Here is a 12740-nt window from a genome sequence, read left to right as displayed (position 1 = left end):
GGGCGCCGCCCGACGGTACCGGGCGCGCCGAACGTATACCGGCGCACGCCCCGCCCGCCGCCCCGCCGCCGGGCCGGGTGGGCAAATCAGTCGGCCCCCGCCATGAGGAGCGCGTCGGTCCCCGGGAGCCAGCTCCCGTCCGGCCGGACCAGCCAGCCCTCCTCGGCCCCCAGCCGGGCCGCCGCCTCGCGCAGCGCGTCGAGGCCGGGATGGCCGAGCCCCTTGCGCCAGACCAGCAGCAGCGGCGAGAGCGGTACCGGCCGGACCAGCGGGCGCACCACGGTGCCGGGCATCGGGGGGAAGTCGACGACGGCCAGCACCGGGTTCCGGGACTTGGCCATGATCCGCTGGAACTCGGCGACGCCCACGGCGAGCGGGGCGGGGGGCGCCAGTTCGATGCCCCACCGGGCGAAGAGCATCCGGGCGAGGTCCGTCCACTCCTCGGTGCGCGGGTTGCCGGCGCCCGCGTACACCGTCTCCCCGGCCAGTTCGCCCGGCTCCACCGCCTCCCGCCCGGCGAGGGGGTGGTCGACGGGGAGCATGACGGCCATCGGCTCGTACCGCACCGGCTGCGTCCCGAGCCGGGCCAGCACCGCGGGGGCGAGCCCGGCGGCGCGGCCGAAGGAGACGTCGAGCCGCCCGGCGAGGATCTCGCCCGCCGCCCAGGTCAGCCCGCTCTCGAAGCGCGCCATCAGCTCGCACGCCGGGGCCAGCTCCCGGGCGCGGGCGAGCACCCGGGCGGCCGTCATGCCGTCGGTGTTGAGGTCCACGAGGAGCGGTCTGGCGGCCGGGTCGGCGAAGGCCGCCGTGAGATCGGCGTGGGCGTCCAGCACCCGTCGCGCGTGCGGCAGGAGCCGCTCGCCGTCGGCGGAGAGGGCGACCTGCCGGGTGGTCCGCACGAACAGCTCCGCGCCCAGTTCGCGCTCCAGCCGGCGGATGTCCCGGCTCAGCGCCTGCTGGGCGACGTAGAGCCGGGCGGCGGCCCGGGTGAAGTGCAGTTCCTCGGCGACCGCGACGAACGCGCGGAGCAGCCGGGGGTCGGTGTGCGCGTCGTGCGTCCGGGAGCCCGGACCGGCGGAGGAGGTCACACCAGAATTTACAACACAGGTGCGTCAATCGGCCCGGAGAAGGTGTTGGACCCCGATGCCCGCCCGCCCCGAGGCTTGTTCCATGCCGTACGAGAGAACTCCCGCCCCCGATCCTGTGCTCGCCCTCTCCGGCGATCTGCTGGTCATCGCCCCGCGCGCCGCCGCCCCCGCCCGGCGGGCCTCCGGCAACCCGTACCGCAGGCTGCTCGCCACCCCGGGCGCCCGCGCCTTCACCGCGGGCAACCTCATCGCCCGGCTGCCCATGGGGATGTTCAGCGTCAGCGCGGTCATCATGATCGCCGGTTCGCGGGGCTCGTACGCCCTGGCCAGTGCCGTCACCGCGACCGGTCTCGCCGCCACGGCGGTGGTCGCCCCGTGGACGGCCCGGCTCGTCGACCGGTACGGGCAGGCCCGGGTCGCGGTGCCCGCCACCGCGATCGCCGCGCTCGGCTCGCTGGCCCTGCTGCTCTGCGTGCACTACGGGGCGCCGTCCTGGACCCTCTTCGTCTCCTACGCCGCGACCGCCACCACTCCCAACACCGGCGGGATGTCCCGGGCCCGCTGGGCCCATCTGCACCGGGGCGACCCGGCCGCCCTGCACACCGCGAACTCCTTCGAGCAGGCCGTGGACGAACTCTGCTTCATGCTCGGCCCGGCCCTGGCCGCCCTGCTGTGCGCGACGCTCTTCCCGGAGGCCGGGACGCTCGTCGGGGCGATCCTGCTGATGACCGGCATCCTGTTCTTCGCCGCCCAGCGCGCCACCGAGCCGCCCGTGTCGCCCCGCACCCCGGCGGGCTCCCCGCTCCGTACCCGGGGCATGCCGGCCCTGCTCGCCGCCTTCCTCGCCACCGGCGCGGTCTTCGGCTCCATGGAGGTCGTCACGATCGCCCACGCCGGGGGCGCGATCCTCGCCCTCCAGGCGGCCGGATCGTGCGCGGCGGGCCTCCTGTACGGCTCGCTGCGCCCGGCCGCGGACATCCGGCGCCGGCTGCTGGTCTGTCTGACGGGGATGACGGCGCTGATGTCCCTGCCGCTGCTCGCCGCCTCCTCGACCCCCTCCCTGCTCGCCCTCGCGGCCGCACTGCTGCTGGCCGGCGCGGCGACGGCCCCGACCATGGTCACCGGCATGACCCTGGTGCAACGCCTCACCCCGGAGGGCCAGTTGAACGAGGGCATGACCCTGGCCGTGACCGCCCTGCTGGGCGGCATCGCAGCGGGCTCGGCGACCGGCGGCTGGCTGGTGGAACACACCGCCGGGACGACGGGCTACCTCGCCCCGATGTGCGCGGCGGCCCTGGCCCTGGCCGTCACGGCGGTGGGAGTACGAACCACTCGGACCCGGTGACGGGCCCGGCGGGACGGCCCGGAACCGAACCCGGTTTCCACGGTCCTGGCCCGAGGGGCCTGCGGGCCGGGCCCGGGTGCGCGGGAGTCAGTCCCTGGCTGGGGCGTAGTAATCACCGAGCATGTCGCTGACCCACCGGGGCTGACGTACCTCGCCCCGGGGGCCCATCTCCTCGAACCAGGGCTTCACTTCGACGACCGGGGTGCCGTCCACCGCGTCGAGATCCTCGACGTGGAGGTCCAGCCCGTCCACCCCGACCAGTCGACAGCGCGAGACACCGAGCCGGTTGACGCGGCGCATGTTGCGGTGCCCGACGAAGCCGACCTCGGGCCAGTCGGGGTTGTCCCGGGGCCGACGGGGGTGGAGAGGCAGGTCTGCGGGGTCGGTCAGGTGGAACCGGAAGACCACGTCGAGGTGGGAGAACTCCTCCAGCCCCTTCGTGGCCTCCACCGGAAAGCGGGCGTCCAGACGAATGATCGCGCGGGTGCCGCCCCAGTAGTCATCGGTCGGCTCGGTACGGCCTCCGACGACACGGCCCAGAACCTCGACCTCGAACTTCTCTGCCATCAGGTTCCTTTCGCTGTCAGGCCGTGGCGGCCAGGTAGGCCGTGGCTCGAGTGTGCACGGCGGCGACGGACCGGATGCCTCGTCGGCGCAGCGGGGAGAGAGTGGCCCGCATGTCGGAGGCAGCTTTGCGAGTGCGTGCGGACCGGACACCGTCCATGGCGTCCAGGGACGCGGACCATGTCTCGCAGGCCTCTTCGGTGCGGTGCTGGCGTGCCTGGATGTCGCCCAGGTAGCCGAGGGTCACGGCGTGGGTTCGGGTGAACTCATCCGCCTTGCGGGTGCGGACGGACCGGCGAAGTTGCTGCTCGGCACCGGCCAGATCCCCTATGTCCCGAAGCGCCAGCGCTGTTTCATGGGCCAAGGAGGCTTCCTGGAAGAAGAACACGCGGCTCGGCTCATCGTCCCCCTGCACTGCGGCAGAAAGATCGTCCTCGGCTCGGAGCAAGGCCTGCACAGCAGTCCGGTTTGCACCGGTGGAGGCGAGAGCGCGAGCATGGACGACTCCGAGGAGGGCACGCTCGCGCGGGCCGGCCTCTGTGTACCGCCTGCCGTCGACGGACGCGGCAGCAAGGTCCAGAGCCGACTTGGGGTGGCCGAGGTCGTTCGCCTGGTGCGCCATCGCTCTGATCACGTGTGCGGCCATGGAGGCGTCATCGGCCTCGGCGGCGAGTTTCACCGCCACAGTGAAGTGCCGCTGGGCAGTGGGGTGTTCGCCGTTGTCGAATGCCATCCACCCGGAGAGGTAAGCGAGTTCCGCAGCGGTGGAGAACATGCCACGCCGTACGCCGTCGTCGGCGAAGGTGCCGTTGAGGTAGCCGGCCACCTCGGTGGTGAGGTAACGAACCACGGCCGTACGGGCGTGGCCCCCGCCGTGCCGCTGGTCCATGGCGGATAACAGGGCCGCCATGTCGCGAGCGGCCCGGAGGTCGCCCAGACCGACGGAGCGCCTCGAAGCCCGTCGCCCGCTGCCCCGATCGGCCATGCGCGTCCACCAGGCATCGGCGGGCAGGACGAGGGCTGCGAGCGAATAGGCCGCGTTCCCCAGCGCCTGCCTGCGGTCCATGTCCACGGTGTCGGTCCTCCCGAGAGCGGCCAGGGCGCTCAGCGTATCCGTATGCCAATCCAGCGGATCTCGGGTGGGTTCGGGCAGCCCGATCTCTCCGAGGGCGACGACGCGTCCCAGGCGGCGCGAGAGTGCTTCGACCAAGTACCGTCCGACGCACCCGGACGGCTGCACACCGTAGCGGACCCAATGGGTCACGGTGGACTTGTTCGTCTGGATGGTTTCACCGTTCTCCGCTGCCACACGCCGCACGGCATGGGCCAACGCCTCATTGGTCATGCCCGCTTCGGCGATGGCACGGGCCAACGCCGCGTTGGGTTCACGCACAGATGCCATGACGTCCCCTCCGGACGGTAAACCGCATAAACCACTGTGAGTAGCCAACAAGGTACTCCTGGCAGTGGTTTGAGGGTTCACTGATCGCAGCCGCTCAGAGTTGGGGAAACCTGATCCGTCTCGTGCTTCCCGCCTCCTGACTGCGCGGTTCCCCTGTGTCGCTTCCGGACCTGCCGTTCCCCGGCGGGCCCTGCGGCGGCCGTCCACCACATCCGGCCACCGGAGACCTCGATGACCGATCGTCCCGAGAGCGGCTCGTCTCTCACCCAAGCCCCCGACTCGAACCTGCCCGGCAGTCATCCGTCCACCGAGCTCCTCGCCCGGGCCCAGCACGGTTGGGACGCTTTCCTCGCCCGCACCGGGCCGCTGCCGGGCGAAGGCGAAAGCTCTGAACACCTCCGGCATGACAACGAAAGCGCCGCGCTGTGAGCGCCGTCCCCGACGCGCCCCCGACCACGGCCGACATGGCCCGGGACGCGGACCTGGCACTCGTGCTCGCCCAGGGCCGACCGGTCGGACCGGCCTCCGGCGAGGTCCGCAAGCGGCTCCGCTCCCACATCGGGCTGCTCGTCGACCCGGCCGAGGAGTACGCGAAGGACCTGACCGACCCCCGGGCCCGCGACATCGCCTCCGGCACCGTGGAACACGCCCGCGGCCTGCTCCGCGATCAGGACGGCGACCCGGCCGCCATGCTCCGGCTCCTGGGCAAGGCCGTCCACCACCTGCTCCGCTACGCATCCCACGTTCAACGGCACGAACGGCGGACCTGAGCGGCACTGCAGACCGGCTCCGAGACCCCCGGGCACATCGCCCGCTGCGCCGCAGGGCACGGACGACGTGGCTCGGGTCGCTGCCCACACACAACAGCAGCGAATTCTGTCCGATCCCCCTTCTGGAAGAGGAGAAAAGCCGATGCGCAAACCGATCGCCGCCGAGGACACCCGGGGCAGGCCCGCCGAAGGCGATGAGGAGGAGGCCGCGCTGGTCGAGATCGGCGACGTCGCCGTGCTGACCGAAGGCCAGGGCGGCGGCCACAGCGAGGACAAGCGCCGCGCCTACAACTGCTGACCGGTCCCGCAGGCGTAGGGGCGGGCCGGACATGTCCGGCCCGCCCCCTGTCCCACCCACCTCTGGAGGAGATCCGTGGCCCTCGGCGGCTTCAGCACAACAGAGGACGCAAGTCCCTTGCCTCTCGGCGCAGAGCCGATCGCCCCGACGTCATCCACATGGCGACTCGGCACCACCCCCATCCGTACGCTGACCACCGGCGGAGGCACTCGTCGAGTACTGCTTCTCGGCTGGTGCGGGGCCACAGACGCGGAACTGTCCGCCCTGACCGATCGGCCCGTCCCCACCGACGTGGCATGGCGCTGGCCGGGGAACTACGCGGTCGTTGAAGAGAACGCCGACAATGTCGTACTGCACACCGACCCGGTGTCGGCCTTTCCTCTGTACTCCGTGCCCTGGCGGTCGGGCTGGGCATGGTCCACCTCCGCCCGGCTGCTCGCCGCCCTCATCGGTTCCGGCCCGGATACGCAGCGGATGGCCTGCGCAATCCTGACCCCGTCGGTTCCGGTGCTGTCCGCCGGACGCAGCTACTTCACGAATGTGGAGCAGGTGACGCCTGGCTGCCGCACAGAGCTGCCGCGCGTCGGTACCGCTCCCCACAGCATCACCCTGTGGAGGCCCGCTCCCGAGGGATCGCGACTGGCTCATCGGCGTCTGCGGCACGCCCTCTCGGAATCCGTCGCGCTGCGGGCCAAGGCCGATCCGACGCTTTCCAGCGACCTGTCCGGCGGTCTGGACTCCACCACTGTCGCCGTCCTCGCCACCGACGCCCTACCTGCCCCGCACCGGCTGAACGCCGTCACCATCCATCCCGAGGGCAACCAGGACGGAGCCGACCTCCGCCACGCCCGGCTGGCCGCTGCCGCATCCGGTGGCCGAATCGTGCACCACCTGCTCCCCCTGGGCATCCGACACCTGCCCTACACACGCATCGCCACTGTGCCGCCCACCGATGAGCCAGCCCCGTCGACCCTGACCCAGGCCAGGCTGCGGGAGCAGTTCCGATGGATGTGTGACCGTCTCGGCACACGGACTCACCTGACCGGCGACGGCGGGGACAGTGTGCTCTTCCAGCCTCCGGCGCACCTCGCCGATCTCATTCGCCACCGGCACCTGCGGCGGGCAACGAGCGAAGTGTTCGGCTGGGCGCGCTTGCGCCGCGTCTCCGTGACACCACTCCTGCGGGATGCCATCACCATGGCGCGCACACCTCGCCGCGAAGCCCTCTTTACCCTGGCCGGGCACCTGACCGGGCAAAAGGCCGACCACCGGGGCAACGTGCGCTGGTTTCCGCTGCTGCCCCTTCCCGACTGGGCCGAGCCGGATGCTGTCGGGCACGTCGTCGAGGCCGCCGGGCGAGCGGGCGAGCGCGCCGATCGGTCGGCCGGGCTCGACGCCTCCGTGCGGACCCTCACGGAGGAGATCCGGGAGGTGGCCCGTACGGCAGCAGCCGACGCGGAACTCGCGGCACGTTGCGGCATCGACCTCCACAACCCCTTTCTGGACCCCTCCGTCGTGAACGCGGTGCTCACCACCCCGCTGGAGCACCGGCCGGCCGTTCACGCGTACAAGCCGCTCCTGGTCCGTGCTGTCAGGGATCTGTTACCGCCCGAAGTGGCCGCCCGCACCACGAAAGGGGGCTTCGACACCGATCACTACGCGGGAATGCGCGCCAACCTGGACGACCTCTCGGCGCTGGCTGACGGACACCTTGCCGGGCTCGGTCTCATCGACCCCCGGCGCCTGAGAAGCCGCCTGTGCCGGGCCGCCGCAGGAATCCCCATGCCGCTCGCCGCGCTTGAGCAGGCACTGACCACCGAGGCATGGCTCGTCGCACACCACCGGGAACCCGCCCCGGCCTGGACCTCCCGGCCCGCACGGAGCGTCTCGTGACCGGCTTCTTCCCTCATGTCACCGCACCCGGCCACGTCCGTGCCGTGGACTTCGGACACGTCCTGGTCCTGATCGACTACCGCACCGGCCGCGTCCGCTGTCTGCTCCCCGAAGCCGGAGCTTGGTGGCGAGCGGCAGCCATCACCGGACGTCTGGATCAGGTACCGCCCGCTGCCGCACGTCATCTCCTTGCCGCTGGACTCCTGGTTCCCACACCGATGGCAGAACCGTGGAATCCCCCCGTGGACGCGCCTGCCCCCGAAGCGAGCTGGGGCAGTACCGAGCACCCCGCCGGACTCGTCCGCCCACCCCATGGCCCTTCCTTCGCCGCCTCATGGGCCCTGGCAGCGGTGTTCGCCGTCAAACGGGCGGGCCCGACGCCGACCACCATGCACCGCCTCACCACTGCCGTACGGTGCGCCGCGTCAACCTGTCGCCGCCCCGCCACCACGGTCCAGGCCGTCCGGGCCGTCGAGGCCGTGCGCCGGGCCGGATGGCGTTTCCCGGAACGTACGGCCTGTTTGGAGGAGTCCGTTGCCGCTGTCTTCCTCCTGGCCGCCCGACGGCTCGCCGTCACCTGGTGCCACGGTGTCGCCGCCGACCCGGTGCGCCTGCACGCCTGGGTACAGACTTGGGACGGGATCGCAGTCGCGGAGCCCGAATCGACACGGGCGTACACACCCGTCCTCACGATCGGAGACCCCCATCACCAGCCCTGACCCGATTCTCTGGATCGGCACCAAGACCTGCGCCCTCGGTCCCTACCGGTCCGACCTCGTGGAGACGTACTGGCGGTGGGAACAGGACCCCTCGCTCCTGGTCGGCTACGGACGGCAGGGGCCGGAGTCGCTGGAGGCCCGGACCGAGGGCATGGCCCACCAGTTGCGTGGCGAGAACATCCGGTTCACGGTCTACGACCTGACGGGCGGCAGCCCGGTGCCGGCCGGGGTGACCACGCTGCTCCCGGACCACGGTGTGCGGACGGCCGAATTCGTCATCATGATCGCCCCCGAGGCACGCGGGCGGGGTCTGGGCCGCGAGGCCACCCGACTCACGCTCGACTACGCCTTCCACGTGACGAACCTGCGCATGGTGTGGCTCAAGGTCCTCGCCCCCAACGTCGCGGGGATCAGCGCCTACACGAAGGCGGGGTTCCAGAAGGCCGGAACGCTGCGCCGGGCCGGGTACTGGCTCGGCCAGGTCTGCGACGAGATCGTCATGGACGCGGTCGCGTCGGAGTTCGGCGGCCCGTCCGCGGTGAAGAACCTGCTCACGCCGTGAGTCCGGCGGACGGCCGCCCGCCGGGCATGAAAAAGCCTCTGCCCCGCGAAGGATCTCGCGGGGCAGAGGTTCACATGGGAATTGTGGAGATGGCGGGAATCGAACCCGCGTCCAACGGTGCGGAATCAGGGCTTCTCCGTGTGCAGTTCGCTGCGATTTTCTCGGCCCCGGAGATCACGCGAACAAGTCTCCGACGGGCTCAGTCACTGTTTGATTTCCTTCCAGGCCCCGTGACCGGGTCTAGAAGTTTAGATCCCTTGATGATGCCAGGATCCGGGTCGGGATCACCCCCGGGCTGACACTTCGCAAGTCGCTACTTAGGCAGCGAGGGCGAAGGAATCGCGCTTGGTGTTGGCGATTATTGGTTGCGACATATGGTTTACGAGATCATTGCCGCTTCCTCGACACGCTTCCCCTGCTTCGACAGCCGCTGTCGAAACCGATCATCCCCATGTTGTGTTTTCAATGCGTGCACCTTCTGCGAGGTGCGATGCCATCGTACGTGACCAACGCGCGACGATGCCAGCCTATTCCCGCCGGGGCCGGCGGGAGCCGGTCGCTACGCGCTGCGCTGGCGCCTGCGCGCCGCCGAGATCGCGCGGTTGGTCTCCCTCGTGTCCTGCTTCTCGCGCAGGGTCTGCCGCTTGTCGTACTCCTTCTTGCCCTTGGCGAGCGCGATCTCGACCTTGACCCGGCTGCCCTTGAAGTACAGCGCGAGCGGCACGATCGTGTGGCCCGTCTCGCCCGCCTTCGACTCCAGCTTGTCGATCTCCGCCCGGTGCATCAGCAGCTTGCGCTTGCGCTTGGCGGAGTGGTTGGTCCAGGTCCCCTGCACGTACTCGGGGACGTGGATGTTGTGCAGCCACGCCTCGCCGCCGTCGATCTGGACGAAGCCGTCCACCAGGGAGGCCCGGCCCAGCCGCAGCGACTTGACCTCGGTGCCCATGAGCGCGAGGCCGCACTCGTAGGTGTCGAGGATGTGATAGTCGTGCCGCGCCTTCTTGTTCTGCGCGATGAGCTTGCGCCCCGTGTCCTTTTCCTTAGCCATAGTGCGGCCATTTTCGCACTACGACCCACCCCCGAGGCCACTCAATACTGTTTCGGCCCGCTGCTCGGCCCTGGAGTCGACCGTGAGGTCGGGGGTGATGCCGCGTTCCTCGACGCTGCGCCCCGCCGGGGTGCGGTAGTGGCCGACGGTCAGCTCGGCGACCGAACCGTCCGGGAGCCTGCTGGGCATCTGGACCGAGCCCTTGCCGAAGGTGCGCGAGCCGACGGTGACGGCGCGGCCCCGGTCCTGGAGGGCGCCGGTCAGGAGCTCGGCGGCGCTCATCGTTCCGCCGTCGACCAGGACGACGAGGGGCCGGTCCGTGTCGCCGCCGGGCTGCGCGTAGAGGGCGCGCTGCTCGCCGCGCACGTCGTACGTGGCGACCAGGCCGCCGTCCAGGAAGGCCGAGGCCGCGGTGACGGCCTCGGTGACCAGTCCGCCGGAGTTGCCGCGCAGGTCGAGGAGGACCCCGGCGCCCGTGGGGGCGTCCTGGACCGCGTCGCGGACCTTGGTGCCCGAGCCCCTGGTGAACGAGTCGACCTCGATCATCACGGCCGATGAGGGGCCGGAGCGCTCCGGCCCCATCCGTCGCACGGTGACGGGCTCGGTGCTGAGCCTGGCCCTGCGCAGCGTCTCGGTCCGCAGGGCGGTGCCGCGTCCGACCCCCAGGACGACGGTGCTGCCCTCGGAGGCCTCCTCGCGGTCCCCGCGCAGCAGGGCGACGACCTCGGCGACGGGGCGCCGGTCGACGCGGTGGCCGTCGATCGTGCGCAGCAGGTCGCCGGAGCGGATGCCGGCCAGGTCGGCGGGGCCGCCGGGCTGCACCCGGGCCACCTCGACCCGGCCGTCGGCGGAACGTCGCGCGGAGAGCCCGACGCCGGTGTACGCGCCGTCCAGGGCCTGCTCGAACTCCTCGTACTGCCGCTCGTCGTAGACCGCGCCCCAGCGGTCGCCGCTGCGGCTGACGACCTCCTCGGCCGCCTCCTTGCCGGACTTGCCCTCGGCCTCGGCGCGGGCCGCGGCGGCGGCCACCTCGTCGCCGTCGACGACGGAGGCGACGGAACGGGTGGCGATCTCCGAGGACTTGGGACCACCGCGCGGCAACGAGCCGGTGACCGCCCCGGTGGCCAGCACGCTCGCGAAGACCAATGTCAGAGCCGCCCCGCGGCGCACACCGCGGGGCCCGGAACACTGCTCGGGGTCGGACATGTCGCCGAGTCTAGGACAACGCCCCCTGGCCGCACGGCCCGTCGACCGTGCGGCACAGGGGGCGCATGTCACACCTTGAGGTACTTGCGGAGCGCGAAGAGCGCGGCAACGGCGGGCATCAGCAGGCCGATTGCCAGGACCAGGGGCAGCTTGGTGAACACCGCGTCCCAGCCGATGAAGTCGATCAGGTTCAGCTTGCTCTGCAGTTCCAGGCCGCCGTCGATCAGGAAGTACCGGCCGGCCAGCAGCATCACGCAGGCCAGCACGCCGCCGATGAGACCGGCGAACGCGGCCTCCATGATGAACGGCATCTGGATGTAGAAGCCGGAGGCCCCGACGAGCCGCATGATCCCGGTCTCGCGCCGTCGGCTGAACGCGGACACCCGGACGGTGTTCACGATCAGCATCAACGCGATGACGAGCATCAGCGCCATCACGAAGAGCGCGGCCACGTTCATGCCGTTCATCAGCCCGAAGAGGTTGTCCAGGATGCTTCTCTGGTCCTGGACCGACTGCACCCCGTCACGGCCGGCGAAGGCGGTGGCGACGACCTTGTACTTCTTCGGGTCGTGGAGCTTGACCCGGAACGACTCCTGCATCTGGTCCGGCGTGATGTTGCTCGCCATGGGCGAGTCGCCGAACTGGTCCTGGTAGTGCTTGTACGCCTCGTCGGCCGACTCGTAGGTGACCGTGTCGACGGCGTCCATCTTGCCGAGATCGGCCTCGATGTCCTTCTTCTGCTGAGCGGTGACGGCCCCGGACGCGCACTTGGGCGTCGAGGTCACATCGCTCTTGCTGCAGAGGAAGATCGAGACGTTGACCTTGTCGTACCAGTAGTCCTTCATCGTGCTGACCTGCTCGCGCATGAGCAGCGCGCCGCCGAACAGGGCGAGCGAGAGGGCGACGGAGACGACGACGGCGAAGGTCATCGTGAGGTTGCGACGGAGGCCGACGCCGATCTCCGACAGGACGAACTGGGCGCGCATGGCGTCCTTTCAGTGCTCGGTGCTCAGTGCTGGTAGCCGTAGACGCCGCGCGCCTGGTCGCGTACGAGACGGCCCTTCTCCAGCTCGATGACGCGCTTGCGCATCTGGTCGACGATGTTCTGGTCGTGGGTCGCCATGATCACGGTGGTGCCGGTCCGGTTGATCCGGTCCAGCAGCTTCATGATGCCGACGGAGGTCTGCGGGTCGAGGTTGCCGGTCGGCTCGTCCGCGATCAGCAGCATGGGGCGGTTCACGAACGCCCGCGCGATCGCCACGCGCTGCTGCTCACCACCGGAGAGCTCGCCGGGCATCCGGTCCTCCTTGCCACCGAGGCCGACCAGGTCGAGGACCTGGGGCACGGCCTTGCGGATCTCGCCGCGCGGCTTGCCGATGACCTCCTGCGCGAACGCCACGTTCTCCGCGACGGTCTTGTTGGGCAGGAGCCTGAAGTCCTGGAACACGGTGCCCAGCTGGCGGCGCATGTGCGGCACCTTCCAGTTGGACAGGCGCGAGAGGTCCTTGCCCAGGACGTGGACCGCACCCTGACTGGCGCGTTCCTCACGGAGGATGAGCCGCATGAAGGTGGACTTGCCGGAGCCGGACGAGCCCACCAGGAAGACGAACTCGCCCTTCTCGATATCGAGGGACACATCCCGTAGAGCGGGGCGGCTCTGCTTCGGGTAGGTCTTGGAGACGTTGTCGAATCGGATCACGGATGCACCACGGTCGGCCGGGAGTAGGTGTGCGTGACCATACGCGAACCGGGCCGAGGCATGCAGGCGAGCGTCCGAGGATGGGCGTTTTATGCCGGATCCGTACCGGCTGTGATCGGCGCCGAAAGCACTACGGAACGGGCGAT

General features: G+C 70.6%; 14 protein-coding genes and 1 other RNA gene. 7 read left to right on the top strand and 8 right to left on the bottom strand.

The genetic code is table 11. The annotated features are described in order from the left end of the window. Window positions 1-86 precede the first annotated feature (86 nt). Complete coding sequence (locus ABZZ04_RS11630; protein ID WP_356932002.1) at window positions 87-1088, bottom strand: LysR family transcriptional regulator; 1002 nt, start codon at window positions 1086-1088, stop codon at window positions 87-89. A gap of 82 nt (window positions 1089-1170) precedes the next feature. Between ABZZ04_RS11630 and ABZZ04_RS11625 the strand changes: the two genes are divergently transcribed. After that, on the top strand, window positions 1171-2433 hold the full coding sequence (locus ABZZ04_RS11625; protein ID WP_356932001.1) for an MFS transporter: 1263 nt from the start codon (window positions 1171-1173) through the stop codon (window positions 2431-2433). Between the two features lie 87 nt (window positions 2434-2520). Here ABZZ04_RS11625 and ABZZ04_RS11620 read toward each other — a convergent pair whose 3' ends face one another. Further along, the gene (locus ABZZ04_RS11620) at window positions 2521-3000 is read right to left on the bottom strand and encodes a TrmO family methyltransferase (RefSeq protein WP_356932000.1); all 480 of its coding nucleotides are present in this window, start codon (window positions 2998-3000) and stop codon (window positions 2521-2523) included. A 16-nt stretch (window positions 3001-3016) separates the two neighbouring features. Continuing rightward, complete coding sequence (locus tag ABZZ04_RS11615) at window positions 3017-4399, bottom strand: Tat pathway signal protein (RefSeq protein WP_356931999.1); 1383 nt, start codon at window positions 4397-4399, stop codon at window positions 3017-3019. A 231-nt stretch (window positions 4400-4630) separates the two neighbouring features. Here ABZZ04_RS11615 and ABZZ04_RS11610 point away from each other — a divergent pair, with 231 nt between their 5' ends. From ABZZ04_RS11610 to ABZZ04_RS11585, 6 genes are all read left to right on the top strand, one after another. Then, window positions 4631-4828, top strand: a complete 198-nt coding sequence (locus ABZZ04_RS11610; protein WP_356931998.1) for a hypothetical protein — start codon at window positions 4631-4633, stop codon at window positions 4826-4828. Beyond that, window positions 4825-5169 carry a DUF6415 family natural product biosynthesis protein gene (locus ABZZ04_RS11605; protein ID WP_356931997.1) on the top strand — a complete coding sequence of 115 codons (345 nt, stop codon included), beginning with the start codon at window positions 4825-4827 and terminating at the stop codon, window positions 5167-5169. Before ABZZ04_RS11610 ends, ABZZ04_RS11605 begins: the two co-directional genes overlap by 4 nt. 142 nt (window positions 5170-5311) lie before the next feature. Next, complete coding sequence (locus ABZZ04_RS11600; protein ID WP_356931996.1) at window positions 5312-5467, top strand: albusnodin family lasso peptide; 156 nt, start codon at window positions 5312-5314, stop codon at window positions 5465-5467. Window positions 5468-5542: 75 nt separating this feature from the next. Further along, complete coding sequence (locus tag ABZZ04_RS11595) at window positions 5543-7360, top strand: albusnodin/ikarugamycin family macrolactam cyclase (protein WP_356931995.1); 1818 nt, start codon at window positions 5543-5545, stop codon at window positions 7358-7360. Next, window positions 7291-8079, top strand: a complete 789-nt coding sequence (locus ABZZ04_RS11590; RefSeq protein ID WP_356931994.1) for a lasso peptide biosynthesis B2 protein — start codon at window positions 7291-7293, stop codon at window positions 8077-8079. The genes ABZZ04_RS11595 and ABZZ04_RS11590 overlap by 70 nt, the downstream gene beginning before the upstream one ends. A gap of 4 nt (window positions 8080-8083) precedes the next feature. Further along, window positions 8084-8641 (top strand): GNAT family protein, encoded by a 558-nt coding sequence (locus ABZZ04_RS11585; protein ID WP_356932114.1) that lies wholly within the window; start codon window positions 8084-8086, stop codon window positions 8639-8641. A gap of 81 nt (window positions 8642-8722) precedes the next feature. Here the strand turns inward: ABZZ04_RS11585 and ssrA are convergent. From ssrA to ftsE, 5 genes are all read right to left on the bottom strand, one after another. Further along, window positions 8723-9092, bottom strand: a transfer-messenger RNA (tmRNA) gene (ssrA, locus tag ABZZ04_RS11580). A 108-nt stretch (window positions 9093-9200) separates the two neighbouring features. After that, complete coding sequence (gene smpB, locus ABZZ04_RS11575; RefSeq protein WP_356931993.1) at window positions 9201-9689, bottom strand: SsrA-binding protein SmpB; 489 nt, start codon at window positions 9687-9689, stop codon at window positions 9201-9203. 18 nt (window positions 9690-9707) lie between these two features. Further along, entirely contained in the window at window positions 9708-10895 is a 1188-nt protein-coding gene (locus ABZZ04_RS11570; protein ID WP_356931992.1) for a S41 family peptidase, read from the bottom strand. A gap of 68 nt (window positions 10896-10963) precedes the next feature. Continuing rightward, window positions 10964-11881, bottom strand: coding sequence for a permease-like cell division protein FtsX (ftsX, locus tag ABZZ04_RS11565; RefSeq protein ID WP_356931991.1), 918 nt, complete (start codon window positions 11879-11881; stop codon window positions 10964-10966). A 23-nt stretch (window positions 11882-11904) separates the two neighbouring features. Continuing rightward, a complete protein-coding gene (gene ftsE / locus ABZZ04_RS11560) occupies window positions 11905-12594 on the bottom strand; it encodes a cell division ATP-binding protein FtsE (protein WP_148838248.1) in 690 nt (229 codons plus the stop codon). Window positions 12595-12740: the final 146 nt, after the last annotated feature.

It is taken from the genome of Streptomyces sp. NPDC006435, assembly GCF_040612315.1.
In the GTDB taxonomy this organism is placed as follows: domain Bacteria; phylum Actinomycetota; class Actinomycetes; order Streptomycetales; family Streptomycetaceae; genus Streptomyces.
The sequence above is the reverse complement of the archived record's forward strand: the minus strand, read 5'-3'. Positions and strand labels throughout refer to the sequence as shown.